This is a genomic window from Nocardia iowensis (genome assembly GCF_019222765.1).
GTDB classification, from domain to species: domain Bacteria; phylum Actinomycetota; class Actinomycetes; order Mycobacteriales; family Mycobacteriaceae; genus Nocardia; species Nocardia iowensis.
Window position 1 is genome coordinate 7,829,375 of the sequence record NZ_CP078145.1, and the last position, 25,818, is coordinate 7,855,192.

General features: G+C 67.7%; 21 protein-coding genes, 1 tRNA gene and 1 pseudogene. 10 read left to right on the plus strand and 13 right to left on the minus strand.

Translation table 11 applies throughout. The features are described from left to right. Positions 1–9: 9 nt before the first annotated feature. Both KV110_RS36150 and KV110_RS36155 read left to right on the plus strand, forming a co-directional pair. Positions 10–1,044, plus strand: coding sequence for a PLP-dependent cysteine synthase family protein (locus KV110_RS36150; protein ID WP_218471624.1), 1,035 nt, complete (start codon positions 10–12; stop codon positions 1,042–1,044). A 43-nt stretch (positions 1,045–1,087) separates the two neighbouring features. Then, entirely contained in the window at positions 1,088–2,500 is a 1,413-nt protein-coding gene (locus KV110_RS36155; RefSeq protein ID WP_218471625.1) for an MATE family efflux transporter, read from the plus strand. A gap of 43 nt (positions 2,501–2,543) precedes the next feature. On the opposite strand, the gene KV110_RS36160 is transcribed toward KV110_RS36155, so the two are convergent. The 3 genes from KV110_RS36160 to KV110_RS36170 all read right to left on the minus strand — a co-directional run bounded on the left by KV110_RS36160 (position 2,544) and on the right by KV110_RS36170 (position 4,266). After that, the gene (locus tag KV110_RS36160; RefSeq protein ID WP_218471626.1) at positions 2,544–3,119 is read right to left on the minus strand and encodes a TerD family protein; all 576 of its coding nucleotides are present in this window, start codon (positions 3,117–3,119) and stop codon (positions 2,544–2,546) included. A gap of 77 nt (positions 3,120–3,196) precedes the next feature. Beyond that, a complete protein-coding gene (locus KV110_RS36165) occupies positions 3,197–3,691 on the minus strand; it encodes a pyridoxamine 5'-phosphate oxidase family protein (protein WP_218471627.1) in 495 nt (164 codons plus the stop codon). Positions 3,692–3,813: 122 nt separating this feature from the next. Beyond that, on the minus strand, positions 3,814–4,266 hold the full coding sequence (locus KV110_RS36170) for a flavodoxin domain-containing protein (RefSeq protein ID WP_218471628.1): 453 nt from the start codon (positions 4,264–4,266) through the stop codon (positions 3,814–3,816). A 647-nt stretch (positions 4,267–4,913) separates the two neighbouring features. Between KV110_RS36170 and KV110_RS36175 the strand changes: the two genes are divergently transcribed. Further along, entirely contained in the window at positions 4,914–6,377 is a 1,464-nt protein-coding gene (locus KV110_RS36175) for a stealth family protein (RefSeq protein ID WP_218479313.1), read from the plus strand. On the opposite strand, the gene KV110_RS36180 is transcribed toward KV110_RS36175, so the two are convergent. From KV110_RS36180 to KV110_RS36205, 6 genes and pseudogenes are all read right to left on the minus strand, one after another. Further along, on the minus strand, positions 6,325–7,278 hold the full coding sequence (locus KV110_RS36180; RefSeq protein ID WP_218471629.1) for a phosphodiesterase: 954 nt from the start codon (positions 7,276–7,278) through the stop codon (positions 6,325–6,327). The two genes, KV110_RS36175 and KV110_RS36180, sit on opposite strands and share 53 nt — an antisense overlap. Before the next feature lie 224 nt (positions 7,279–7,502). Continuing rightward, positions 7,503–8,600, minus strand: a complete 1,098-nt coding sequence (locus KV110_RS36185) for a glycerol dehydrogenase (RefSeq protein WP_218471630.1) — start codon at positions 8,598–8,600, stop codon at positions 7,503–7,505. Between the two features lie 100 nt (positions 8,601–8,700). Further along, entirely contained in the window at positions 8,701–9,348 is a 648-nt protein-coding gene (locus KV110_RS36190; RefSeq protein WP_246634828.1) for a nucleoside triphosphate pyrophosphohydrolase, read from the minus strand. A gap of 137 nt (positions 9,349–9,485) precedes the next feature. Continuing rightward, positions 9,486–13,100 carry a transcription-repair coupling factor gene (gene mfd / locus KV110_RS36195; RefSeq protein ID WP_218471632.1) on the minus strand — a complete coding sequence of 1,205 codons (3,615 nt, stop codon included), beginning with the start codon at positions 13,098–13,100 and terminating at the stop codon, positions 9,486–9,488. Positions 13,101–13,181: 81 nt separating this feature from the next. After that, a pseudogene (locus tag KV110_RS36200) lies at positions 13,182–13,830 on the minus strand (TetR family transcriptional regulator). A 182-nt stretch (positions 13,831–14,012) separates the two neighbouring features. Next, a complete protein-coding gene (locus KV110_RS36205) occupies positions 14,013–14,627 on the minus strand; it encodes a TetR/AcrR family transcriptional regulator (protein WP_218479315.1) in 615 nt (204 codons plus the stop codon). 262 nt (positions 14,628–14,889) lie between these two features. On the opposite strand from KV110_RS36205, the gene KV110_RS36210 reads away from it, so the two are divergent. The 6 genes from KV110_RS36210 to KV110_RS36235 all read left to right on the plus strand — a co-directional run bounded on the left by KV110_RS36210 (position 14,890) and on the right by KV110_RS36235 (position 19,746). Next, a tRNA-Gln gene (locus KV110_RS36210) sits at positions 14,890–14,960 on the plus strand. 90 nt (positions 14,961–15,050) lie between these two features. Beyond that, positions 15,051–16,541, plus strand: coding sequence for a bifunctional UDP-N-acetylglucosamine diphosphorylase/glucosamine-1-phosphate N-acetyltransferase GlmU (glmU, locus tag KV110_RS36215; protein WP_218471633.1), 1,491 nt, complete (start codon positions 15,051–15,053; stop codon positions 16,539–16,541). After that, complete coding sequence (locus tag KV110_RS36220) at positions 16,538–17,518, plus strand: ribose-phosphate diphosphokinase (protein WP_218471634.1); 981 nt, start codon at positions 16,538–16,540, stop codon at positions 17,516–17,518. The genes glmU and KV110_RS36220 overlap by 4 nt, the downstream gene beginning before the upstream one ends. A 100-nt stretch (positions 17,519–17,618) precedes the next feature. Continuing rightward, a complete protein-coding gene (locus KV110_RS36225) occupies positions 17,619–17,879 on the plus strand; it encodes a hypothetical protein (RefSeq protein WP_218471635.1) in 261 nt (86 codons plus the stop codon). Between the two features lie 172 nt (positions 17,880–18,051). After that, a complete protein-coding gene (locus KV110_RS36230) occupies positions 18,052–19,056 on the plus strand; it encodes a DUF4190 domain-containing protein (RefSeq protein WP_218471636.1) in 1,005 nt (334 codons plus the stop codon). A 27-nt stretch (positions 19,057–19,083) separates the two neighbouring features. After that, the gene (locus KV110_RS36235; protein WP_218471637.1) at positions 19,084–19,746 is read left to right on the plus strand and encodes a DUF2461 domain-containing protein; all 663 of its coding nucleotides are present in this window, start codon (positions 19,084–19,086) and stop codon (positions 19,744–19,746) included. Here KV110_RS36235 and egtD read toward each other — a convergent pair. The 4 genes from egtD to egtA form a co-directional block, all read right to left on the minus strand. After that, positions 19,743–20,714, minus strand: a complete 972-nt coding sequence (gene egtD / locus KV110_RS36240; RefSeq protein WP_218471638.1) for an L-histidine N(alpha)-methyltransferase — start codon at positions 20,712–20,714, stop codon at positions 19,743–19,745. The two genes, KV110_RS36235 and egtD, sit on opposite strands and share 4 nt — an antisense overlap. Next, the gene (locus tag KV110_RS36245) at positions 20,711–21,598 is read right to left on the minus strand and encodes a class II glutamine amidotransferase (protein ID WP_218471639.1); all 888 of its coding nucleotides are present in this window, start codon (positions 21,596–21,598) and stop codon (positions 20,711–20,713) included. Before KV110_RS36245 ends, egtD begins: the two co-directional genes overlap by 4 nt. Beyond that, entirely contained in the window at positions 21,598–22,941 is a 1,344-nt protein-coding gene (gene egtB, locus KV110_RS36250) for an ergothioneine biosynthesis protein EgtB (protein ID WP_218471640.1), read from the minus strand. Before egtB ends, KV110_RS36245 begins: the two co-directional genes overlap by 1 nt. A gap of 113 nt (positions 22,942–23,054) precedes the next feature. Further along, positions 23,055–24,410, minus strand: a complete 1,356-nt coding sequence (egtA, locus tag KV110_RS36255) for an ergothioneine biosynthesis glutamate--cysteine ligase EgtA (protein ID WP_218471641.1) — start codon at positions 24,408–24,410, stop codon at positions 23,055–23,057. 223 nt (positions 24,411–24,633) lie between these two features. Here egtA and KV110_RS36260 point away from each other — a divergent pair, with 223 nt between their 5' ends. Next, positions 24,634–25,818 carry an aminotransferase class V-fold PLP-dependent enzyme gene (locus KV110_RS36260; protein ID WP_218471642.1) on the plus strand — a complete coding sequence of 395 codons (1,185 nt, stop codon included), beginning with the start codon at positions 24,634–24,636 and terminating at the stop codon, positions 25,816–25,818.

The window sequence follows — 25,818 nt, forward strand, 5'->3', positions numbered from 1 at the left end:
AGAAAACCCATGCCGCTCGTCACGCGCGTGACGGATCTGATCGGCCGCACGCCGCTGTTCGAACTGGCGGCCACCTCGACCGGCACCCGGTTGCTGCTCAAGCTCGAGCAGTTCAACCCGACCGGCGCGGCCAAGATCAGGATGGCCCGCGAGATGGTGCTCGATGCGGAGCGGCGCGGTTTGCTGGCCAGTGGCGGGCATATCATCGAGTCGACATCCGGGAATACCGGGCTCGGTCTCGCGGTAGTAGCTGCCGAACGTGGGTATCGCTTCACCGCGGTGGTCGATCATCACGCATGTAAGGACAAGCTGCGCGCTATGCGAGCAATGGGTGCGGAATTGGTGTTCGTGGCCGACGACGGCGACGACAACCTGGCCACCTCGGCCCGGGAGGACCTGGCCGAGGCGATGGCCGCCGCGCGGCCGGACGCCTACTTCACCGAGCAACACAACAATGACGCCAACGCGGTCGGCTACTACGCGGTCGCCGAGGAATTGCTGGAAGACGTGGAGCGGGTCGACATCCTGCTGTCCTCGGTCGGCACCGGCGGTTCGCTGTTCGGCACCGCGACCCGGCTGCGCCAACTCGGTTGCCCGCCGCGGGTGATCGGGGTGGAGCCGGTCGGTTCGATCGCCTTCGGCGGCGAGGGCGGCCCGTACTGGCAGTCCGGCACCGGCACCCCGCCCGGCGCCACCATCGGCACGGCCGTGGATTACTCCCTGCTGGACGAGGGCGTCAAGGTCTCCGATGTCGCGGCCTTCGCCACCGCCCGCGCGGTCGCCGCCGAACTCGGGCTGATGATCGGCGGCTCGGCGGGCGGCTCGGTGCACGCCGCCCTCACCCGGCTCGACGAATTCCCGCCCGGCTCCACCATCGTCACCCTCGTCTGCGACGGCGGCGAAAAGTATTTGGATACCGTCTTCGACGACAACTGGATGATCGAGCGCGACCTGCTCGACCTCACCGCCGAAGCCGAAGTCCGCGAAATGCTGCACCGCTACGCCCCCGCCGCCCGCCGCCCCGAACTCGCGGAGGCACGATGAAGCACTCCGTGCGCGCTGCACTGCCCCCGACGGGGGTGGCCCGGTGAATTTGTCGGGCTATCGGGCCGACAGTCGTCGGCTCACCGCGCTCGCGACGCCGATCGCGATGACGCAGCTGGCGCAGATCGCGGTGTCGACCACCAATGTCGTGCTGATGGGGACGCTCGGCGTGCAGCAGGTGGCCGCGGGCGGGTTGGCGATCGCGCTGTTCAATCAGATTCGCACCATGTGCGTCGGGCTGATCACCGCGAGCGGCAATCAGATCGCCAGCGCGGTGAGTTCGGCCGGTAAACGTGGTGAGTCGCCGGATCACGAGATCAAAGACATTCTGCGGTCCAGCTTCCTGATCGCGACGGTCGCCGGAATCGCCGGTGGCGCAGTGCTCATCGGACTCGGCTGGGCCCTGCAATGGCTCGGGCAGGACGCGGGGGTGCTCGCCGACGCGCGGCCGTTGATGGTCGCGCTGGCGCCAGGTTTGTTGCCGTGCTTGTGGTTCCAGGTGCTGCGCCAATACACCGTCGGCATGCAACGCCCGCAGGCGCTGCTGTGGGTCACCCTCGGGTCGGTGGTGCTGAATCTTGTTCTCGCACTGGGCTTCATCCACGGCCGCGCCGGACTGCCCGAGCTCGGCCTGACCGGTATCGGGGTGGCGACCTCGCTGGTCTTCCTGATCACCTTCGGCGTGTTCTTGGCGATGGTGCGCCGCGATGCCCGGCTCGGCGCGACGCTGCCGCTGCGGCCGTGGCCGGTGCGGCGCTCGACCGTCCTGGCCGAGTTGCGGCTGGGTGGGCCGATCGCGCTCACCTATGGCTCGGAGGCAGGCATGTTCTCGGTGCTCGCCCTGGTCATGGGCAGTATCGGTCCGGCGGCGCTGGCCGCGCACAATGTCGTCTACCAGATCATCTACATCGTGTTCCAGGTCGCCATCGGACTGTCGCACGGCGCTTCGATCCTGGTCAGCCACGCGGTAACCCGCGACCAGTACCAGCACGCCAGGGCACTGGCCTGGCTCGCGCTGCGGCATGTGGCCGTCGTCGCCGCGCTCACCGGCGCGATCTATGTGATCGCGCCCGACCTGGTGCTGCTCCCCTTCCTGAACTCGTCGGACAGCAACACCATTCAGATCGCGCACACGCTGCTGTTGATCGGCATCGTGCTGCAATTCTTCGACGCCGCCCAGAACATCGGCACCGGCCTACTGCGCGGCCTGAAGGAAACCAACGCCGGCTTCCGCCTGTCGCTGGTCGGCTATTGGGTCGTCGGCCTCCCCGTCGCCCTGCTGCTCGCCTTCCCCCTCGGCCTAGGTGCGGCAGGCGTCTGGTGGGGCCTGACGGCGGGCTTGGCGACCACGGCCATCCTCATGCTCCGCCGCTACTTCGCCCTGCTCGACGCCAGAAACCGCGACCACCCACAGCTCATCCCCGAGGCGCCGGAAAGCCTCAGCAGCCCAAGCTGATCGGCCGCGCCCCGCCCGGCTTCGCGGCGGGGCGCGCGAACAGTCAGATGTGCACGCCGTAGTCGCGGGCGATGCCAGCGAGGCCGGAGGCGTAGCCCTGGCCGATGGCGCGGAACTTCCACTCGTTGCCGTGCCGGTAGAGCTCGCCGAAGATCATCGCGGTCTCGGTGGACGCGTCCTCGGTCAGGTCGTAGCGGGCCAGCTCGATGCCGGTCGCCGCGTCGACGACGCGGATGAAGGCGTTGCGGATCTGGCCGAACGACTGGCCGCGCGCGTCGGCCTCGTGGATGGACACGGGGAAGAAGATGTTGGTAATGGTCGGCGGGGTGGCCGTCAGGTCGACGTTGATCACCTCGTCGTCACCCTCGCCCGCGCCGGTCAGGTTGTCGCCGGTGTGCTCGATGGAGCCCTCGGGTGAACGCAGGTTGTTGTAGAAGATGAAATGCTGATCCGACAGCACCTTCAGGTTCGGGCCGGTGGCCAGCGCGCTCGCGTCGAGGTCGTAGTCGGCGCCCGTGGTGGTGCGCACGTCCCAGCCGAGACCCACCGCGACCTTGTTGAGGTTGGCTGCCTGCTTCGACAGCGATACGTTTCCGCCTTTGGCCAGTGTGACACTCATGAATCCCTTCCACGCGGCCCGTTCGCGCCGCCTTCATTCCCGATTATCATCATGGGTCCCGGAACTGTTATGCCGGTTCAGTTTTGGTTTTCGGCCCAGGCACGCAACGTGGTCACGCGACGCTCCAGCGCGTGTAATTCGCTCGGGTCGAGCACGGTGCGCTGGATACCCTTGGCTACCGCGAAGGCCGACTGCCGATGATCATCGATCGCCTCGACATCGATGCGCACCGCCACATAGTCGGCGGCATCAGGCATCTCCTCGGCGATCACCTTGGCGGTTCCCCGCGCGCACAGCGCGACATTGCCGCCGCCGAGGATCAGCAGCGCCACCTGCGGTCGTTCCCGCAGCCGGGCCAGCGACCCTCGGTCGGACTTCAGGCTGAGCAGGATGCGCCGATCGCCTGCCCGCACCGGCCAGGACACCGGGATCGCGTGCGGTGCCGGGTCGGTGGTCACCAGCACGGCGATCGTTTCCTGCGGCCACTCCGGTAGCACGGCCAGCTCGGGATGATCTTCGTGATGAGCTGTCGAGCGGTCTTGACGTTGCGCGGGGCTCGCTTCCGCTGCCATCTTCGTCACCTCATGGATCGTCGAGCGCGGCGGGCTGTGCCACGCTTTGATAGCAGTCTAAAGTGCTGGGCCGCTTGCCCGCTGACGCTGCACCCGATGTCCGTAGTGCTCTCAGTGGACTATCAGGCCGAGGTGAGCGCCGGGACGGGCAATGTTGCCGCCCAGTCGCGGGCCATCTCCTTCGGGCGGATTTCGGTCGACGCGTCGTGGCGAGCGTGCTCGCCGACCTGAATGGCGCCGCGAGCGACGAGCTTCTCCGCCGCGATCTCACCGCCACGATTGAAGGTGTCGCCGTAGATGCTGTCGCCGAGGCCGAACACGGCAAAGCGCAGTCCGGACAAATCGGGGGCGCACGCGTCGAGCTCGTCGAAGAACGGCTCCGCGCCGGTCGGCAGATCGCCGTCGCCGTAGGTGGAGCACACGATGACGTGGAAGTCGTGCACGTCGAGGTCGTCGACGGCGAAGTCGCTCATGTCGTAGACCGACACGTCGTGCGCCGACAGCGCGTCGGCGACGCTGTCCGCGACGGTCTCCGCCGTGCCCATCTCCGATCCGAACAGAATGACGACGCGCACAGCGTTGGTCTCCCTTCGCACTTTAAAGATTGGTGAGGCTAGCCTAATTAATTGTCCCAAGCGGCGCTACCCTTGGTTCTCGGTTAGCTGGCCGGTCATGATGACCATCACGATGCGAGCACGGCGCGGCAGGCGTACGCCCCGCCCGACCAGGCAAAGGACACCGCGTCCGACCGGCCACGGATGACCAGCGGGGCAAAGGGCCACGCCAGAGGCAGCGGAACGGCAGTGGGTGGGACGGAGTGTCCCGATTGACGAAATGTCACCGTCGATGCATCATTCGTACAGTCCCCATTGTTGTCTGGGACATCTCTCTTTGTTGCCGGCCGATGACTGTCCGGTCCAGCGTGCTGTCTCCCGTGCGCACGCTCGGTCGTCAGCTCGCCGCGCGCACGGATCCAGCACACCCATCCGACGCTGTGCGTCCTGCCGTGAGTGAGGTGAAAACGAATGGTTTACCGATCGTCTGGAATCCGCGTGATCAATTCGTGCCCGCGCTACGGCATCGTGCCCCACTTCTGAATGCGACCGCGCCGGGCGCGGTGCTGCCCAGCCGACGTCACGACGTCGGCGTAGCGCCGCTCGGCCGGCGCGGTGCCTCGGTGACGGGACCCAACAGTGCACGGATGGATGTGGAGAAGAAACTGATGATGGACATGGGGGCAGTGAACCCGGCGGCGGTCGAGATGGCGGCCCGGCCGATGGCGGGCAACCTGCTGGTCTCGGCCACGATGATCGCCGATCTCGGGTGGCTGCGCAGTGAGCTCGCGGCGGCGGAGGTGCCGTTCCTGCTGGTCCGCGACAGCGGCCAGCGCCTCGTGCTGGCCACGGATGCGGCACACCAGCTGATGGTGCGCCGGGTGACGGCCGCTGCGACGGCGGCCGGTTTCGCGTGTGATGAGGTGCAGCGCAACGTTTTCCGGCTCGGCCGCGACAGCGATCCGGCGCATCACGTCGACCTGGAACTGTGGGAGTACCACGGCGACACGGTCGAGTGCCCGCGCCCGAACGCGTTGACCCGCAACGTGTTCGACCTGGCCGATGTCGAGCACACGCAGGTGCTGCTGTTCGACCGCGCCTGGCCGACCCTGGTCGACATGTTCGCCCCGCAGGCCACCGATGTGAACTTCGACATCGACCTGGTGTTCTCCTGGGTGGACGGCTCGGACCCGGAGTTCCGTGCCCGTCGCGCGGGCATGCTCGCGCAGGTCGTCGTCGGCGAGGGTGACGACGCGGATGCCCGTATCCGGCAGATCGACGAGCTGAAATACGCACTGCGCTCGGTGGCCAAGAACGCGCCGTGGATCCGGCGGATCTTCATCGCCACCGACTCCACCGTGCCCGGCTGGCTTGCCGAGCACCCCAAGGTGACGGTTGTCCGTGCGCTGGACCACTTTTCGGACACCAGCGGACTGCCGACGTTCAATTCGCATGCGGTGGAATGCCAATTGCAGCACATCGAGGGGCTCAGCGAGCACTTCCTGTACTCCAACGACGACATGTTCTTCGCCCGTCCGGTGCGCCCGTCGATGTTCTTCACCGCGGCCGGGGTGAGCCGGTTCATCGAGGCGGACACCAGGATCGGTCCGGGCCGGAACAACGAGCGCCGCAGTGGTTTCGAGAACGCCGCCCGGGTGAACCGGGAACTGCTCGCGCAGCGGTTCGGGCACATCATCACCCGGCATCTCGAGCACACGCCGGTTCCGTTGCGCCGCAGCGTGCTACTGGAGATGGAGGAGGAGTTCGCCGCCGACTTCGCGCGCACCAGGACCAGCCGATTCCGTTCGGCCACCGACATTTCCGTCACCAACTCGCTGTATCACTACTACGCGCTGCTGACCGGGCGTGCGGTGCCGCAGGAGAAGGCGAAGGTGCGCTACGTCGACACGACCAGCCACAAGGGGCTCGCACTACTGGACGGGATCGCCAAGAAGCGCAATGTCGATTTCTTCTGCCTGAACGACGGAAGTTTCCCGGAGATCTCCGAATCCGAACGGGTGCGGGCGGTTTCGAAGTTCTTGTCGCGCTACTTCCCCGATCCGGCGCCGTGGGAGCGGCTCAGCGCACCGTCTCGTCATCCGATTCCGGAGTCGTCGCCCGGCGCCGCATGACGTGCGGGATGCGCGCGGCGGGCGGGATGACGATGCCCTCCCGCTCGAGCGTCCGCCGGGTCTGTGCCGCGGTTGACGGGGAACCCACCGTGCGGCCGCGGTCGATCGGAACCACCGAGTGCACCACGGTGCCCGGATAGATGTGCACGTAGTTGAAGGCCTGTGCGCCGTCCCGGCCGCGCAGGCCGCCCTGCTCGACGCCGAGATCCTGGCTGTAACAGGTCGCCGAGGCCACCGAGACCGGGATGCCCGCGAACGTCGCGTTGGTGGAGAAGTGCAGGTGACCGGCCAGGATGGCGCGGACATCGCTGCCGTCCAGCACGTCGGCCAACTTGCGCTGGTCGCGCAGCTCCACGGTGACGGCGAGGTCGAGCACGCACGGCACGGGCGGATGGTGCATGGCCAGGATGGTGCCGAACGGGGCGGGTTCGGCGAGCACGGAACGCAGCCAATCCAGCTGGTCGTCGGAGATCTCGCCGTAGTGGTGCCCGGGGACCGAGGTGTCCAGGGCGATGATGCGCAGACCGTCGATCAGATGCACGCGGTCCAGCGGGGCGGTCGAGGCCCGCTCGCCGAGCAGTTTGCGGCGCAGCAGACCACGGTCGTCATGGTTTCCGGCGACCCACACAATGGGCGCTGGCAAACTCCGCGCAAAGGGCTCGACGAGCGCCTTGAGCTTGTCATACGCGCCGGGCTCACCCTTGTCGGTGAGATCGCCGGTGAACACGATCGCGGTCGGCTGGATCCGACTGGCCGCAGCCTGTTCGAGCAACTGGCATAACCGCTGGTCCGCATCGACGTCACCGTATAGATCGCCGTCACCGGCGATCACATGGGTGTCGCTGAAGTGGAACAACACATGATCGGGTCGCGGGTGCTCCGCGACTCTGCTGATGTGCACCGGACCGAACGTCCTCCCCGGCGGTTTGCCCGCCATTGGCTTCCGGGTTCCACCGCCAGGATAGCGAAGGCCTACCGACAGGTTTCCCGCCAGACGGTGACGACATGCTTGCGGGAAGGTGAGGTTTTCATGTCGAAATCCCGCCGAGGTGGTCCGACGTTAACCAGCGCCCGGTACCGAGTGACGCGGCTCATACCTTTGCCGCGGCCATGTGCCGCTCGGGGCTACTGCGATCGGCGGCCGAGGGCGTCAGCGGTGCGGATCGCGTCGAGGGTCATCGCGGCGTCCACGGCGAAGGGTTCGTTGTGGATTGTTTCGCCCGGTGCGGTGGCGCGGGTTGCGATCGCGGACAAGGTCTTTTCATCGGCGTCGGCCAAGCCGAGAGCGGCGAGGGTGGTGGGAAGGCCGACCTCCGTGCAGAAGTCGAGGACCGTGTCGACCTCGGCGGACGGGGCGCCTTCGAGGACCAATTGAGTCAAGACGCCGAACGCGACCTTTTCGCCGTGCAGATACGCGTGGGTCTGCGGGGCAGCCGTCAGCCCGTTGTGCACGGCGTGCGCGGCGGCCAGTCCCGAGGATTCGAAGCCGAGCCCGGACAGCAAGGTGTTGGCCTCGACGATGCGCTCGACCGCGGGGGTGACGGCGTGCTCCCGCACAGCGGCCAATGCCTGCGGCCCATCGGCCAACAAGGTGTGGTAGCAGAGTTCGGCGAGCGCGGTGGCGCTGCGGGTGGACGCGCCGCCGCGCATATTGCGCACCTGTGCCAGCGTGCATGTGCGCGCCTCGAACCAGGTGGCGAGGGCGTCGCCCATGCCGGAGGCGAGCAGCCTGGCCGGGGCCTGCACGATGACCGAGGTGTCCACCAGCACCAGCGCCGGGTTGCGGCGGACCAGCTGATAGGTCTCGACTTCCCCTGCGTCGGTGTAGATCACGGACAGCGCGCTGCACGGCGCATCACTCGACGCGGTGGTCGGACAGCTGATCATCGGCAGTTCGAGATCGTCGGCGACCGCGCGCGCCGAGTCGAGCACCTTGCCGCCGCCCGCGCCCAAAACGACTGTGCTGCCACTGTCTTGCACGGCCGCGGTGATCTGGGCGATCTCCGCGCGGGTGCACTCCCCACTCGAATGGTGCACGGCGTAAGCGATTTTCGCGTCGCTCAACGACCGGTCCCACGCCTCGGTCAACAACCGTTGCGCACTACCGCCCGCGACGATCATGACCGGCCCGCCGAGCCCGAGCCGGGTCATCTCCGCACCGAGTTGCGCGGTCGCCTCCCGCCCTTGCACGTAATGCCCCGGCGAAGAAAACACACTCAGCATCCGACACCTCCGATCCGGCCGACGTTCGTACCCGACAACGCTACCGCTAGCGGCATGGGCCGACAGGCGAGTCAGGCGCAGGGCGACAACCTGCCCGGAATCAGTCCGCGCTGGTCTGGGCGACCCAGTACTTGCGCCATTCGTGGCTGGAAAGCGGAAGCCGCTCGCCGCGGGCAGCTTCGGCGGCGTCTTCGGTGGCGTGGATGGTGGCGGCGAAGTTCAGGGTTGCTTTGCGCAGGCGCTCTTCGGCGCTGTCCTGGCCACCGAGGTGGACGACCCGGAGCGCGGCGGGGATCAGGTCATCCGGGAGCCCCGCCTTGGTGCTGCGGGCGCGGATCTTTTCGGCCAGCGCCAGGGCCGGTTGCGCCATGGCTATGCCGTCGAGGCAGGAACGACGGGACTTCTCGGCGGATTTGCGTTCCTCCCAGGCCCTTTCCTGAGCGGCGATCTTTTCGTCGAGGGTGGTGTCGGCGGCGAATTGGGTGTCGCGGAGGTAGGGGCTGCGATTGACCAGTTTGGCCACCAGGGCGGCGGCCACATCGTCGACGGTGAATTCGCCTGCGTCCTCGGCTATCCGAGAGTGGAAGAGGACCTGGAGCAGCAGGTCGCCGAGTTCTTCCTTGATGGTTTCGGCGTCGTTGTGCTGGATGGCGTCGAGGAGCTCGTAGGTTTCCTCGAGCAGGTAGGGGCGCAGGGAGTCGTGGGTTTGGGTGACCTCCCAGCCGCCGAAATTCCAAAGGCGGTCCATCACTTCGACGGCGCCGGTCAGACCCGCGGCCACGACCGCGGTGTCGGAGGGCGGCTCGGCGGTTTCCGGAGCACCGGTTGCCTGGCTGGCGGCAGCGTGCCGGGCGGCGCGCAGGACAGCTTCGTCGCGGTCCCCACTCATCGCGCGGCCGAGACTTCGGTCGCCGTGGTGAGATCCACCGCGCCCTGGGCTTTTCCGTCCAGGGCGAGCAGCAGATCCGCGACGAATTGCAGGAGCACTACGTCGCGGACGCGTTCGGCGCCGACGCTGTCTTCGACACGCGGCAGTGGCAGCGAGATCACCCCGCTGGCGGCACGGTAGTTGGCGCTCGGGTAGATCCGCTTGAGCCGCATCTGCTTCGAGTCGGGCAGGTGCAGCGGCGAGACCTTGAGCGTCGTTCCGGTGACCGCGATTTCGGTGACCTCGTATTCGCGGGCCAGCAGCCGGAGTTTCGCGACCGAGACCAGCCTGCCCACCTCGACCGGCAGCGGCCCGTAGCGGTCGACGAGCTCCTCGACGACCGAGGCGAGGGCCGAATCCTCCTGGGCGGAGGCGAGTTTGCGGTACGCCTCGAGCCGCAGGCGGTCGCTGGCGATGTAGTCGGGCGGAATGTGCGCGTCGACCGGCAGGTCGATGCGGACCTCCTTGGGTTCCTCGGAGGTGATGGGCCTGCCGTCGGCGGCGGCGCGGTAGGCCTCGACGGCCTCGCCGACCAGGCGGACGTAGAGATCGAAGCCGACACCGGCGACATGGCCGGACTGTTCGGCGCCGAGAACGTTGCCCGCACCGCGGATTTCGAGGTCCTTCATGGCCACCGCCATGCCCGCGCCGAGGTCGGAGTTCTGGGCGATGGTGGCCAGCCGGTCGTAGGCGGTCTCGGTGAGCGGCTTCTCCGGCGGGTACAGGAAGTAGGCGTAGCCGCGTTCCCGGCTGCGGCCGACCCGGCCACGCAACTGGTGCAGCTGCGAAAGGCCAAGGGCATCAGCACGTTCCACGATCAGGGTGTTCGCGTTGGAGATGTCGAGGCCGGTCTCGATGATCGTGGTACAGACGAGCACGTCGAATTCCCGCTCCCAGAAGCCCTCCACGGTGGATTCGAGGGTGTCTTCGTTCATCTGACCGTGCGCCACGGCGACCCGCGCCTCGGGCACCAGATCGCGAATGCGCTTGGCGGCCTTTTCGATCGAGGACACCCGGTTGTGCACATAGAAGACCTGGCCGTCGCGCAGCAGTTCACGCCGGATGGCGGCGGTGACCTGCTTGTCGTTATAGGCGCCGACGTAGGTGAGCACCGGATGCCGCTCCTCCGGCGGGGTGAGGATGGTCGACATCTCGCGGATGCCAGCCAGGCTCATCTCCAGGGTGCGCGGAATCGGCGTCGCCGACATGGTCAGCACGTCCACGTGGGTGCGCAGCGCCTTGATGTGTTCCTTGTGTTCGACGCCGAACCGCTGCTCCTCGTCGACCACGACCAGGCCCAGGTCCTTCCAGCGCACGCCGGTCTGCAGCAGCCGGTGGGTGCCGACCACGATGTCGACGCTGCCGTCGGCCATGCCCTCCAGCACCGCGCGGGCGTCGGCCGGGTCGGTGAATCGGGACAGGCCCTTCACGGTGATCGGGAAACCCGCGACGCGTTCGGTGAAGGTCTGCAGATGTTGTTGCGCCAGCAGGGTTGTCGGCACCAGCACGACGACCTGCTTACCGTCCTGCACCGCCTTGAACGCGGCGCGCACGGCGATCTCGGTCTTGCCGTAGCCCACGTCGCCACACACCACCCGGTCCATCGGGACGGGTTTCTCCATGTCCGACTTCACCTCGGCGATGGCGGTCATCTGGTCGACGGTCTCGGTGAACGCGAACGCGTCCTCCATCTCCTGCTGCCACGGGGTGTCCGGGCCGAAGGCGTGGCCGGGCGCCGCCTGGCGCGCGGCGTACAGCTGCACCAGCTCACCGGCGATCTCCCGAACCGCCTTGCGCGCCTTGCGTTTTGTATTGGCCCAGTCGGACCCGCCGAGCTTGGACAGGCTCGGCATCTCGCCACCGACGTAACGCGACAGCTGATCCAGCGACTCCATCGGCACGAACAGCCGGTCGCCGGGCTGGCCGCGCTTGCCTGGCGCGTATTCGATCACCAGGTATTCGCGACGCGCGCCGCCGATGGTGCGTTCGATCATCTCGACGAAGCGCCCGATGCCGTGCTGGTCGTGCACCACCATGTCGCCCGCGTTCAACGCCAGCGGGTCCACCTGGTTGCGGCGCTTGGCGGGCAGCCGCTTGCCCTCGCCGGGCGCGGTGACCCGGTTGCCGGTGAGGTCGGATTCGGCGACGACCACCAGCCCGGCGTCATCGAACACCAGGCCGTCGTGCAGCGAACCGCACAGCACGCCGACCACCCCGTTGCCCGGTTCGGCACCGGGTTCCAACAATCCGGCGGGCACCTCGGCGTCGGCGAGCCGTTCCAGAATGCGTTGCGCCGTACCGTGTCCGGCAACGACGACCACGGCGCGGCCGCCGGTGGCCACGTGCGCGCGCAGCGAGGCGAAGATGGTCGCGACGAGTTCGTCGGAGCCGCGGGCGGTCGGCCCGGCCAGCACCGGAAGCACCACCTCGGACGGGGCGCCGGAGGTGAGCGGGCTCAGCGTCCACCAGGGCAGTTCGTGCTCGTCCGCGCTCGCGTGCACGACCGGCAGCGCCCGATAACCGGAGGCCGCCAGGTCGAGACCGTGCGCGCCGAGCGGCGCGGCGGCACCGAACGAGGCCGCGGTCCAGGACGCCTCCAGGAACTCCTCGCCGGTGCGCACCAGATCGGCGGCGCGGGTGCGGATCTTCTCCGGATCGCACAGCAGCACATGGGTGCCCTCGGGCAGCACCTCGGTCAGCAGCCGCAGCTCGCCGGGCTGCAGCACCGGAAGCAGCGCTTCCATGCCGTCGACCGGGACGCCATGGGACAGCTTTTCCAGCATTTCGACCAGCGCGGCGTCGGCCGCGTAGTCGACGGCGACCGCGGCGGCCCGCTCCCGCACGGCGGCGGTGAGCAGCAGTTCGCGACAGGGCGGCGCGATGACGGCATCGACCGACACCTCGGCCAGCGAGCGCTGATCGGCGACCGCGAACGGCCGCAGTTCGGTGACCTCGTCGCCCCAGAACTCCACCCGCACCGGATGATCGGCGGTCGGCGGGAACAGGTCGAGGATGCCGCCGCGCACCGCGAACTCACCGCGCTTGCCAACCATGTCGACCCGGGTGTAGGCGAATTCGACCAGGCGCGTGAGCAATTCGTCGAAATCGAGTTCGGCGCCGACGCGCAGCACGATCGGCTCGATATCGCCGAGACCACCAGCCATCGGCTGCATGAGCGAGCGCACGGTGGTCACCACGACGCGCAGCGGTTCGGGAAAGGCCGGGTCTTCGGGGTGGGCCAGCCTGCGCAGCACCTCGAGCCGGCGCCCGACCGTGTCGGCGCCGGGCGACAACCGCTCGTGCGGCAGGGTTTCCCAGGACGGGAACTGCGCGACCGCGGGGCCGAGCATCTCCTCGAGCTCGACCGACAGATCGTCCGCCTCGCGACCGGTCGCGGTCACCACCACCAGCGGCCGCGTCGCGGCGATGGTCGCGGCCACGAACGGGCGCACCGCGGACGGCGCGACCAGCTCGATCGAGGTCTTGCCGACCAACTCGGCGACGGTCCGCAACGCGACATCGGCACCGGCTACCGCCGCGAGTCCCGCCAGCGGTGGACGATGGGTCGACATGACAACTCCTGAGCTCAAGCGGGTGTTTCGAGCGGCAGGGGCGAGTCTAGCCAGCGCCGGTGACACGTCGAGCCGGGGATGCTATGGGACGTAGCGGCGCAGCCGCCGGGCCGCGAACTCGCGGAAGTAGGCGAGCTTCTCGCTGGGGACGATCGAGGGAAGCAGGAAGTACCAGACGCGTTCCATCCGGGTCGCCATCTGATCGATCGACTCGGTGCCGACCGCGATGATGTGCACGCCCGCGGTCATCTCCTGCAGCAGCATCCCGATCACCTCGGCGTCGAGCTCCGGCTGCAAATCGCCCTGGGCGATGGCCCTTTCGGAGAGAACGCGGTAAGTGTCGCCCCAGGTCTTGGCGATATTGTCGCCCTGGGCGCCGCGGTAGTCACCGATCTGGTGGGTGAGCTTGAGCATCGCGCCGACCATCGGATCGTTCATCGATAGATCGGCCACGACGTAGGTGATGCCGATGCACGCCTCGAGCGCGGGCACCCGGGGATCGAAGAAACCCTGACACGAGCTGACCAGCCGCTCGTTGCCCTGGTCGACCACCGCACGCGCCAGCTCTTCTTTCGAGCCGAAGTGAAAGTACAAGGCGCCCTTTGGTCACATTGGACTGCGCGATGATCTCGCTCAGACTCGCGTTCGCGTAACCCAAGCGCAGAAAGACATCGGCAGCGCCCGCAAGAACGGAGTCGCGGGTGATCTCCGCGCGCGCTTGCCTAGCCATCAGATCCGCCTGTCATCCCAAAAACCAGCCATCCTGAAGTAGACCGACATCACGAAGTAGACCGACTTACCGCCCGAACAGCACCCAAAGGATGGGTGAACCGTACCACCAGGCGCGCGCCCGGCAGCCAATTCGAGCATTCGACCGGACCCACTTCGCAATTCACTGGTTAACAACCCGAGTCACTCCTCGATACCGGCGGGCCACTCCGAGCTGAGTTGCGGGTCGGCCTCCAGATGACTCAGCCCGTTCCAGCACAGATTCACCAAGTGGACCGCGACAACCTCTTTCGAGGGCTTGCGCTCGTCCAGCCACCAGGTGGCCGCGGTCGCGACCTGCCCGACCAACGCCTGGGCGTAGAGGGTGGCCAGGCTGGTGTCGAAACCGCGACGCTCGAAATCCCCGGCGAGGATGTGCGCCACCTGGTTCACGGCCTCGTTGAGCAGGCTGGAGTAGCGGCCCTCGGCATTGCCCGTCGGCTGATCACGCACCAGGATCCGGAAGCCGTCGGTGCGTTCCTCGATATAGGTCAGCAGCGCGAGCGCGACCTGTTCGAGCCGGACCCTGGACCGATTCTGGGTCAGCGACGAGACGATCATGTCGAGCAGCATCGACATCTCGCGGTCGACCACGACCGCGTACAACCCCTCTTTGCCGCCGAAGTGTTCGTACACCACGGGTTTGGAGACTTGGGCGCGCTGCGCGATCTCCTCGATCGAGGTCGCGTCATATCCGCGTTCGGCGAACAGCGCGCGACCGATCTCGATCAGTTGCTGCCGCCGCTGGGTACCCGTCATCCGCGGCCGGTGCACCCGGGGCGGTTCACTGGACGACATCGCACCCGCCTCCCTTCGCCAAACGACCATCCGGTGCCATAACTGTTCCAGACAGCTCGGTCAAACGCCCCGTCAACCCCGGGCGCGCCCCCGATCTTCTCGCGCGACGGCACGCTCAACGCACCAACGACCGGCAAGAATCGCGGAGAGGCGGGCCAGTATGCGAGGATCTTTCCCGTGCCGTGGCACAGCGGCGGGTGTTCCCGATCCGCCGATGTGACAATCCGCCGTGGTGTAATGGCAGCACCTCTGATTTTGGTTCAGATAGTTCAGGTTCGAGTCCTGGCGGCGGAGCTCGGCAGCACGATGACTATCGTTGGCCCGCACATCTGCGCCCAGCACAGCAAGAGCCCCAGCACGATGACAGGCAGCCGAGGGAGATCCATGCCACAGCAGACCGCCGTCGTCGTTCTCGCAGCCGGTGCCGGGACGCGAATGCGGTCGAAGACCCCCAAGGTGCTGCATTCGCTGGCCGGTCGGAGCATGCTCGCGCACGCGCTGCATGCGGCGAACGAGATCGACCCCGCATACCTCATCACCGTGGTCGGGCATGACCGTGCGCAGGTCGGCGCCGCGGTCAACGCGGTCGCCACCGACCTCGGGCGCGAGATCACCCCGGCCATCCAGGAAGAACAGCTCGGCACCGGTCACGCGGTGCAGTGCGCACTCGCCGCACTGCCCGTCGGTTTCGAGGGCGATCTGCTGGTCACCTCCGCCGACGTGCCGCTGCTGGACGGGCACACGCTGTCCGCGCTGCTCGACGAACATCGCAGCTACGCCGAACGTTCCGCGGTCACCGTGCTGACCTTCGTGCCCGACGACCCGAACGGCTACGGGCGCATCATCCGCGACGCCAACGGCCAGGTGGTCGAGATCGTCGAGCACGCCGACGCCACGCCGGAGCAGTCCGCGATCACCGAGGTCAACTCGGGTGTGTACGCCTTCGACGCGGCCGTGCTGCGCACCATGATCAGCCGGTTGTCCACCGCGAACGCGCAGCACGAGCTGTATCTGACGGACGTACTGCGGCTGGCGCACGAGGCCGGGCATCCGGTGCACGGCGCCCGCTTGGTCGACGCGGCCAAGGTCACCGGCGTCAATGACCGGGTGCAGCTGGCCAATGCCACCAGCAGGCTCAACCGCTACATCCTGGAACGGCACATGCGCGCCGGTGTCACCATCATCGATCCCGCCTCGACCTGGGTGGACGCGAGTGTGCGGATCGGCCGCGACGCCGTGCTCCGCCCCGGCGTGCAACTGCTCGGCGACACCGTGATCGGCGAGGACGCCGAGATCGGGCCGGACAGCACGCTGACCGATGTGGTCGTCGGCGACGGTGCCCGGGTTGTCCGCACCCACGGCGAGGGCGCGATGATCGGCCCCGGCGCGGCCATCGGCCCGTTCAGTTACCTGCGTCCCGGCACCGTGGTCGGCAATTCCGGCAAGCTCGGCGCCTTCGTGGAAACCAAGAACGCCTCGATCGGCGCGCACTCCAAGGTGCCGCATCTGACCTACGTCGGCGACGCGACGATCGGCGAGCACAGCAACATCGGCGCTTCCAGTGTTTTCGTCAACTACGACGGAGTGACCAAGCATCACACCACTGTCGGCTCACACGTGCGAACGGGAAGCGACACGATGTTTGTCGCACCGGTAACGGTGGGTGACGGCGCGTATACGGCGGCGGGTACTGTACTGCGCAGAAGCGTTCCGCCCGGCGCACTCGCGGTATCCGGCGGGCCGCAGAAGAACATCGAGGGCTGGGTGCAACGGCACCGTCCCGGGACGGCCGCGGCGCGCGCGGCGGCAGAAGCCAACGCCGCCAAAGAGATGTCGGGTCAGGCAATCGAGCAAAAGGATGGCAAACAGCAGTGACCGCGTCATGGATCGACAACCAGAAGAACCTGATGCTCTTCTCGGGACGCGCTCATCCTGAGCTGGCCGAGCAGGTCGCCAAGGAACTCGACGTCCACGTCACGCCGCAGACCGCACGCGACTTCGCCAACGGTGAGATCTTCGTCCGCTTCGAGGAGTCGGTCCGCGGCTCCGACGCGTTCGTGCTGCAGAGCTTCCCGGCGCCGCTGAACCAATGGTTGATGGAACAGCTCATCATGATCGACGCGCTCAAGCGCGGTTCGGCCAAGCGGATCACCGCCGTGCTGCCGTTCTACCCCTACGCCCGCCAGGACAAGAAGCACCGCGGCCGCGAACCGATCTCGGCTCGCCTGGTCGCCGACCTGCTCAAGACCGCGGGCGCGGACCGCATCATCACCGTCGACCTGCACACCGACCAGATCCAGGGCTTCTTCGACGGCCCCGTCGATCACATGCACGCGCAGCTGCAGCTCGCCGAGTACATCCGCAACAACTACACCCTCGACCACATCACCGTGGTCTCCCCCGACTCCGGCCGCGTGCGCGTCGCCGAGAAGTGGGCCGACTCGCTCGGCGGCTCGCCGCTGGCGTTCATCCACAAGACCCGCGACCCGCTGGTGCCCAACCAGATCAAGGCGAACCGCGTGGTCGGTGAGGTCGAGGGCCGCACCTGCATCCTGATCGACGACATGATCGACACCGGTGGCACCATCGCGGGCGCGGTCAAGGTCCTCAAGGACGCGGGCGCCGGTGACGTGGTCATCGCCGCGACGCACGGCGTGCTGAGCGACCCCGCCGCGGAGCGGCTCGCCGCCTGCGGCGCCAAGGAGGTCGTGGTCACCAACACGCTGCCGATCACCGAAGAGAAGAAGTTCCCGCAGCTGACGGTGCTGTCCATCGCCCCGCTGCTGGCCCGCACCATCCGCGAGGTCTTCGAGAACGGCTCGGTAACGGGCCTTTTCAACGGGAACGCTTAGCTTTCAGACTGCGCAAATGGCGGTTCGGGCTTCGGTCCGGGCCGCCATTTCTTTGCGCTGGTTCCGTTAGCTGTGGCGATACGCGGGGATACTGAACAGTATGGACCGTGAACCGTTGGACACAGATATGGGAGACGACGACCAAGCCGACGAGATCCGCGCCTATCAGCGCAATGTCGAGGATCCGCCGGATGACCTGCGGATTCGCTATCACGAGAACGAAGACGACGGCAGGCTTGGCATCGCGGACGAACTGGCCCAGGAGGCGACCCCGCGCGAGCAGCGCGCCGAGGAAGTAGCAGAGGACGAGCGGCCCGCCGAGGTGGCGGCCGTAGAAATCGTCGACGACTCGGATCTCTGACCAGCGGCCCCGCGACGGACGCGCCGCCTTGCGCAATCGGCTATAACGGCTCGTCCGGCGTGGTACGCATAACGGAGCAGCCGGACGCGGTCCGTCCTCCGACCACGCATTGTCGGAGCGAATGCGCCAGGGACGCAAACGGGCGCCGCCGGACGAGACGGAGGAGGGCGCGATGAGCACGCCACAGGATCCGAAACCCACCGGTGGTGCGCCGGAGCCGGCGGACGCGGAGACCGGTGCACCGGCACCGTCGTCATCGAGAGCGACCGGGGCGAGCGAGCCCGCGAAGTCCTCGCCCGACTCCGGCGCTGCGGCGTCGTCCGGAGAAACCGGAGCGGATGAGTCCGCGAAGACTCCGAGCGAAGACTCCGGTGCCGCGCCGTCGTTGTCGAAAGGCGTTGGTGCGGCGGAACCTTCGAGTCAGCCGTACACCGCACCGCCACCACCGGTCGGTGAATGGTGGCAGCCGACCGAGGCCCCCGCCGGACCGTTGGGTGGACAGCAGCAACCGTGGGGTACGGGGCCTGCCGGTCCATCCACCGGGCAACCCGCATGGGGCGAAGGACCGGCGGGAGAGTCGAGCAGTCAGCCATCTCGGGGCTCGGGACCTGCTGGGCCGTCGATGAGCCAACCGTCTTCGGAGGGTGGTCCGGCCGGGCCATCGGGCAACCAGCCCACATGGGGTGCAGAACCTGCGGCACCGTCTGGTAGTCACCAGGCGTGGGGCGCGCCCCCTGATCAGCCGACGAGCGGTCAACAGCAATGGGGAACGCCGCAGTACCCGCAGTATCCGGGCGGCGGCCAACCGGGTGCACCGGGAAGCCCGCCGCAGTATCCGCAAGGCGGCGTCTACAACTATCCGCCACCTGGTGGCTATGGCGAACAAGGTCCGACGCCACCCGGCTACGGCGAATACCCCCAGCAGTCCTATCAGCCGTACAGCACCGAACCGCAGCGGTCGGGCACCCAGGTGTTCTCGATCATCGGTTTCGTCTGCGCGGTGATCTCGGTGTTGTTCTGCCCCATCCTGTTCGGTCCTGCGGGGATCGTCCTCGGCATCGTCGGCCACAATAAGGGCGAACCGCTGGGCAAGTGGGCCGCGATCACCTCGGGCGTCGGCATGATCATCGGCTTCCTGGTGGGGTTCCTCATCTTCAACGGAGACCTGAGAACGTAGATTGCTCGGTATGAGCGAGGCACAGTCATGACCGAGTTCAGCGGCTTTCCGCTGGCGGGGCTGGATTTCTACGAGGATCTCGAGGCCGACAACTCCAAGGCGTTCTGGACGGCACACAAGGACGTGTACGAATCGGCGGTGAAGGCGCCGATGGTCGCCCTCACCGCCGAATTGGAGCCGGATTTCGGTGCGGCCAAGATCTTCCGGCCGTATCGCGACGTGCGGTTTTCCAAGGACAAGACGCCGTACAAGGATCACCAGGGCGCGTATGTGTCCGTTGCGCCGAGCACCGGCTGGTATGTGCAGGTCGGCGCGGCGGGACTGTACGTCGCTGGTGGTTTCTACGGCGGTTCGTCCGAGCAGATCGCCCAGCTGCGCGCCACCATCGATCACGATGTGCGCGGCCCGGAGCTGGCAGCGATTCTGGCGAAGCTGACCGAAGCGGGTTACACGATCGGCGGCGAAAAGCTCAAGACCAAGCCGAAGGGCTACGACGCCGACCATCCGCGGATCGACCTGCTCCGCCACAAGGCCCTGGTCTGCAACAAGGACTTCGGGGCACCGCCCTGGCTGGACAAACCACGAGCCGCCAAGGAGATCCGCACCGCCTGGGAGACGATGCGGCCCCTGGTCGACTGGCTCGCCGCAGTGGTGACCGGCGCGACTACCCGGTCGCCCTTGCTCGCCTAGTCGCGGGCCGCGAGGACGAGCGCGAAGCGATTGTCGGCATCGGTCCACACCTGCTCGGTGGTGAACCCCGCGGCGCCCAGTTCCGCGGTCAAGCCATCGACCCGGAACTTGGCCGAGATCTCGGTGCGCATCTGCTCACCGCGGGCGAACCGCACGGTGAGGTCGAGGTCGCGCACCGTGACGGTCATGTCTTCGGTTGCCGCCAGCCGCATTTCGATCCACTCGTTGTCAGTGTCCCAACGGGCGATGTGCTCGAATTTGTCCGGGGCGAAGTCGGCGCCGAGTCGAGAGTTCAATACGTGTAGCACATTTCGATTGAACTCGGCGGTGACGCCGGCCGCGTCGTCGTAGGCGGGCACGAGCACGGCCGGATCGATGACCAGACCGGCACCGAGCAACAGCTGCTCGCCCGGTTCCAGCACCTCGTAGATGCTGCCGAGGAATTCGGCGCGTTCAGCGGGGACCAAATTGCCGATGGTGCCGCCGAGGAAGGCGATCATCCGGCGGCCGCCGCCGGGCAGGTTGTGCAGGGTGTCGGTGAAATCGCTGACCACGCCGTGCACGGCCAGCCCGGGGAACTCGGCCGCGATCTCGTCCGCCGCGGCGCGCAATGCCGTCGCCGAGACATCCTGCGGCACATAGGTCTTCAGTGGGCCTTCGGCGGTCAAGGCGGACAGCAGCAGCCGGGTCTTGGCGGCCGAACCCGCGCCGAGCTCGACCAGCACCTCGGCCTGCGCGACGCGGGCGATCTCGCCGACCACCCGCTCCAGCAGTGCCCGTTCGGTGCGCGTCGGGTAGTACTCGGGGAGCTCGGTGATCTGCTCGAACAGTTCACTACCGCGGGCGTCGTAGAACCACTTGGGCGGCAGCCACTTCGGGTCGGCGGTCAGGCCGAGGCGGGCGTCCGCGCGCAACGCCGAGGTGAGGTCGTCGTCGGATAGGTGGATCTCCAGCGTCGGTGCGGTCATAGTGAAGAGCCTTTCGTGCCGTTGGGCAAAGGATCGATGGTGAGCTCGCCGGGGCGGGCGATCACCAGGCTGCGGTCGGGAATCGACTGCCACCCGGGGTCGTCGTCATAGGGTTCGGAGGACAGCACCGCGAAGGTGTCGGAGACCAGCGCCGACAGCGAGTGGTGCACGGTTGTGGCCCAGACGGTTTCGCCGTCGCCGAGCAGGAAGTTCAGTCGGGCGTTCGGCGCGTGTTTCAGCACGCCGGACACGAGCATGCCCAGCGCCGCCGCCGGGGAGTCGACGAAACCGCCCGGTTCCACCGCGGTGAGCAACTGCCGCAACAACACCCACAGCATCGCGGCATCAGTGGCCGATTCCGCATCGAGCAAGCGGATGGTCTCGAACAACCTGGTCGCGCCGAACTGGGTTGCGGCCGTGTCCAAGTCGGACGACACCGCAGTGACGACCGGCCGCCAGTTCGGCACCGAGCCGTTGTGGCTGAAGGCCCACCGCTCGCTCGTGAACGGCGCACACGCGGCCCGCTCGATCGGCATTCCCACGGTGGCGGACCGGATCGACCCCAGCACGGCCGACGAATGCAGTTGCGACAGTACTTCTTCCACTGCCGGGTCGGTCCAGATGGGCGCGGCGTTGCGGTACCGGCTCGCGATCAGGCTGCCGTTCGCCCCAGCCCCGGACGGTGCGCTGGCGGCCAGCGGATTACCAGGGGCGTCCAATTCGACCGCGCGCCACCATGCGACGCCGAATCCGTCGGCGTTGACGGTGCCGCCGCCGCGCATATCGCGCGGCGCCCATGCCTGGGTACGCAGCGAATGCGTACCACCGGTGAGCAGGTCACCGACACTCACCACCGGCCCGACATAACCGAGGTGCCTGCACATCAGCCCTCTCCTTCGAGAAGATCACGCGCGAGCCGGAATCCCGAGAAGATCTGCCGCCGGATCGGGTGGTCCCAGTTGCGGAAGGTGCCGCGGCAGGCGACGGGGTCGGTGCCGAACGAGCCGCCGCGCAGCACGCGATAGTCACCGCCGAAGAAGACGTCGGAGTACTCCGCGTACGGAAACGCGCGGAAACCCGGGTATGGATCGAAACCGGATGCGGTCCACTCCCAGACGTCGCCGATGAGCTGGTGCACACCGGCCGGGGACGCACCCGCCGGATAGGCGCCCACGTCGGCCGGTTCCAGGTGCCGCTGGCCGAGATTCGCGGTACTGGCGTCGGGTTCCGTGTCGCCCCAAGGGAATCGGCGCGAGGCGCCGGTGGCCGGGTCGTGGCGCGCGGCCTTTTCCCACTCGGCCTCGGTGGGCAATCGCTTGCCCGCCCAGTTCGCGTAGGCCTCGGCCTCGAACCAGCACACGTGCACCACGGGTTGGTGCGGGCGCAGCGGGGTCATCACCCCGAAGACGCGGCGCCACCAGCGTCCGGCCGGATCGCGCTCCCAGAATTGCGGCGCGACCAGGTTCGCCTCCTTCCGGTGCGCCCAACCGCGGTCGGACCACAGCTCGGGCCGGTCGTAGCCGCCGTCGTCGATGAAGGCGAGGTACTGGTCATTGGTCACCGGCGCGGCGTCGATCGCGAAGCCCGGCAAGGTAACTCGGTGCGCCGGGCGTTCGTTGTCGAGTGCCCAGGGGTCGGTGGACGTGCCCATGGTGAATTCACCTGCGGGAACGACGACTTCACCAGTGACGGGCGATGCGGTGGTCGGCACGGCGAGCGCCGACAACACCGGTGCGCCGGTGCGCAACTGGTGAGTGGCCAGCATGGTCTCGTCGTGCTGCTGCTCGTGCTGGGCGATCATGCCGAAGGCGAACCCGCCGTCGACCAGCGGCGAGCCACGTAAATCGCTGCTGTCCAGCACATCCCACACCTTGTCGCGCACCGTGCCGACATATCCCCGTGCCTGGGTCGGGTCGAGCAGCGGCAGCGTGGGACGGTTCGCGCGGGCGTGCTTGAACGCGTCGTACAGCTCATCGATGTCGGCGCGCACCGCCTCGCGGCCACCCACGTCGCGAACCAACCACAGTTCTTCCTGATTGCCGATGTGCGCGAGGTCCCACACCAGGGGACTCATCAACCGCGAATGCTGTGCCACCAGTTCGGCTTCGTCGATGCAGTCGGTGAGGGTGAGGGTGCGCTGCCGCGCGCGGGTGAGTACTTCGGCGATCCGGTCGCGTAGTTGCTCGGTTCCGGCGTTGTCGGTGGCCGGGGGATGCTGAATGGTCACGATAGCTCTCCGGGGTTGATTCCTGTCGACTGCGGCGCGTATGGGTACGCCGTCAATGCCGGATCGGCGACGTAGCAGCGCTCTGCCCGTACAGTGCCGATCGATCGGCCTGCTCACGAAACGACTCCGGGCCCGCCCGCCCCGGCACCGGTCGCCGCGGACACCGCCGCGGGACTTCGTCCGCCACGACATCGCTCGGCGGCGGATTCGATCTCGCGTCCCGCCTCGGCGCTCGCCGCGTGGGCGGCGGCCAGGTCGAGCAGTTCGACCGCTACCGACCTGATGTCCAGGTCCGCCAACCCATAACGGGCGGCATCGAGCCAATGACCGGCCAGTGGCGCGGCGACCTCGGTCGCCTCGGCCACCACGGCGCGGCTGGACATGAGCGCGTCGAGGACGTGGATCGGCACCGTCCAGCTGTCGCCGGGCTGCGCGTCGAGATAGCGGACCTCGAGGTAACCGGACGCACGCACCGGCGGGAACAACGTGGTCAGGTGATAGTCGAGGTCATTTCGGTCGGGCCTGCGGCCGACTTCGTCGTCCAGCGCGCCGGACAGCCAGTCCGCGAAGGTCGCACCCGGCGGTGGGGACCAGGCCGAGTCGACACCGCGACCAGGCAGGTCCGGGCCACCGGTTTCGTCCGGTCTTCGGACACACAGCAGCGGCACGTCGAGCGCCCACCTGCTGTACCCGCGGATGGGATCCGCCCAGTCCATCAGCGGCGGCCGGGTCCTGGCATTGTCGAGTCGCAACCAGGCTCGCATCCGCTGCGATGCCCAGTCGCCGACCGGAGCGCCGCGCAACGCGGGCGAACAGGCGAAGGCGGCCAGCAGCGCGGGGCCGATGGCGTAGAGCGCGGTCCAGCGGGCGGCGACGTCGGCGCGGTCGGCTCCCGCGTCGAGGCTGACCTGCGTGGCCGCGGTATTGCACATCATCAGCTTGCCGAACGGGCCGATGCCGCCGAAGGTCTGTTCCATGGCCCGGTAGCGCGGCAGCTGGAGCAGCCGCTTGGGGCGGCGATCCGCGTCGGCGGCGACGGAAACGGTTCGGATGGACCGGGATTCGAGAAGTTCCCGCAAGCGGCGGGCATCGTCGCGGAGCGAGGTACACAGCTGCGCGGCATCAGCGAACGGTGCGCTGGATAGTTCGATCTGACCGCCGGGTTCGATGGTGACCCGGCTGCCCCCTGGTAACGCGAGTTCCGCGGAGTCGGGGGCGATGGACCGTGGTGCATAGGGTCCGAGGGCATCCGCGAGAGCAGTCAATTGCGGACGCGGGGCGGCCGAGGGGCCTGACGCCGAACACTCACCCTGCACGGTGAGCCACTCGAGTTCGGCGCCGATCAGCGTAGGTGGGCCCTGCTTGAAGCAGACACCGCCGATATACGCCTCTGCCGCGGCTCGCGAGCCCAGCTCCCCATCGTGAATAACGCGGCTGACCAACTCCGACTGTTCCAGCGTGACCGCCATACCAACCTCCACCGTGAGTCCGAGTCGCTGTGGTTTCGTGTCCGCCGTCGATCCGTTATCGCCACGTTGCCGTTCCGTGTTCCGCTCGCGGCGATCCATCCAGGGTAGCGAGGGGGACCGACAAGAAACCGACAAGAAGCCGAACTGGGGATTGGATCGGGGCTGCGGCCGGGCGCCGACTGGGGACGAACTCCGCTCGAGACCACCCGTTAGGGTCGGAATCATGCTGGATGAAGATCGTGTCCGAGCCGACACTCCTGGTTGCGCGTCAGGTTCCGAGCCAGGCGTGGTTTTCCTCGACAGTGCCGGTTCGTCGCTGCCCCCGCGGGTAGTCCTGGACACCGTCATCGACCACCTGCGGCGCGAAGCCGAAGTCGGCGGCTACCGCGCCGCCAACGAACGCCTCGACGATCTCGCCGCGGTGAAGACCGCGATCGGCACGCTCATCAACGCGGCACCGTCCAGTATCGCGTTGAGCGACAGCGCGACCCGGTCATGGGCCGACTTCTTCTATTCGATTCCGCTGACCGCGGGCGACCGCATCCTGATCTCCGAGGCCGACTACGCGAGCAACGCGATCGCGGCCATGCAACGGGCCCGCGCCACCGGAGCCACGGTGGAGCGGATTCCGAGCGACAGCAGCGGGCAGCTCGACCTGGACGCGCTCGCGGCGCTGGTCGACGAGCGGGTCAAGCTGGTCTCGGTGCTGCATGTACCGACCAACGGCGGCCTGGTCAACCCGGCCGCCGAGGCCACCAGGATCGCGCATTCGGTGGGTGCGCTGGTGTTGCTCGACGCATGTCAGTCGACCGGGCAGCTGCCCATCGACGTGGCCGAGCTGGATGTCGACGCGCTCTCCGCCACCGGCCGCAAGTGGTTGCGCGGCCCGCGCGGCACCGGATTCCTCTACGTCCGGCCGGAATTGGTGGAAGCCATCGAGCCCGCCCGGCTCGACCTGCACAGCGCCGCCTGGACCGGTCCGGACGAATACCAGGTCGCGGCCGACGCCAGCCGCTTCGAGTTCTGGGAATGCGATGTGGCCGGGCGGCTCGGCCTCGGCGCGGCCGTGCGATACCTGCTCGAACTCGGCCAGGAGAACGTCTACAACGCGGTCGCGGCGCGCGCCGAGCACCTGCGCAAAGCGCTTCCCGAGATTCCCGGAGTGACGGTGCGCGACATCGGCATTCGGCACAGCGGCATCGTGTCGTTCACCGTCGACGGCCTCGATTCGGTTGCGGTGCGCGATCTGCTCGCCGAGCAGAACATCACGGTGACCGTGAGCCACGCCGGGTCCACCCTGCTGGACATGACCGGCCGCGGGCTGAAATCCGTGGTCCGCGCCGCGCCGCATTGCTTCGTCAGCTTCGATGAGTTGGACCGGTTCGTCGCAGCTGTCGCCGCGCTGTAG

What these genes read in the sequence shown, in the direction of transcription:
- KV110_RS36150 (WP_218471624.1), top strand. Translation starts at nt 10, where the DNA reads ATGCCGCTCGTCACGCGCGTGACGGATCTGATCGGCCGCACGCCGCTG.
- KV110_RS36160 (WP_218471626.1), bottom strand. Translation starts at nt 3,119, where the DNA reads ATGAGTGTCACACTGGCCAAAGGCGGAAACGTATCGCTGTCGAAGCAG.
- KV110_RS36165 (WP_218471627.1), bottom strand. Translation starts at nt 3,691, where the DNA reads ATGGCAGCGGAAGCGAGCCCCGCGCAACGTCAAGACCGCTCGACAGCT.
- KV110_RS36175 (WP_218479313.1), top strand. Translation starts at nt 4,914, where the DNA reads ATGATGGACATGGGGGCAGTGAACCCGGCGGCGGTCGAGATGGCGGCC.
- KV110_RS36185 (WP_218471630.1), bottom strand. Translation starts at nt 8,600, where the DNA reads ATGCTGAGTGTGTTTTCTTCGCCGGGGCATTACGTGCAAGGGCGGGAG.
- KV110_RS36190 (WP_246634828.1), bottom strand. Translation starts at nt 9,348, where the DNA reads ATGGACCGCCTTTGGAATTTCGGCGGCTGGGAGGTCACCCAAACCCAC.
- mfd (WP_218471632.1), bottom strand. Translation starts at nt 13,100, where the DNA reads ATGTCGACCCATCGTCCACCGCTGGCGGGACTCGCGGCGGTAGCCGGT.
- KV110_RS36205 (WP_218479315.1), bottom strand. Translation starts at nt 14,627, where the DNA reads ATGACGGGTACCCAGCGGCGGCAGCAACTGATCGAGATCGGTCGCGCG.
- glmU (WP_218471633.1), top strand. Translation starts at nt 15,051, where the DNA reads ATGCCACAGCAGACCGCCGTCGTCGTTCTCGCAGCCGGTGCCGGGACG.
- KV110_RS36225 (WP_218471635.1), top strand. Translation starts at nt 17,619, where the DNA reads ATGGACCGTGAACCGTTGGACACAGATATGGGAGACGACGACCAAGCC.
- KV110_RS36230 (WP_218471636.1), top strand. Translation starts at nt 18,052, where the DNA reads ATGAGCACGCCACAGGATCCGAAACCCACCGGTGGTGCGCCGGAGCCG.
- KV110_RS36235 (WP_218471637.1), top strand. Translation starts at nt 19,084, where the DNA reads ATGACCGAGTTCAGCGGCTTTCCGCTGGCGGGGCTGGATTTCTACGAG.
- egtD (WP_218471638.1), bottom strand. Translation starts at nt 20,714, where the DNA reads ATGACCGCACCGACGCTGGAGATCCACCTATCCGACGACGACCTCACC.
- KV110_RS36245 (WP_218471639.1), bottom strand. Translation starts at nt 21,598, where the DNA reads ATGTGCAGGCACCTCGGTTATGTCGGGCCGGTGGTGAGTGTCGGTGAC.
- egtA (WP_218471641.1), bottom strand. Translation starts at nt 24,410, where the DNA reads ATGGCGGTCACGCTGGAACAGTCGGAGTTGGTCAGCCGCGTTATTCAC.
- KV110_RS36260 (WP_218471642.1), top strand. Translation starts at nt 24,634, where the DNA reads ATGCTGGATGAAGATCGTGTCCGAGCCGACACTCCTGGTTGCGCGTCA.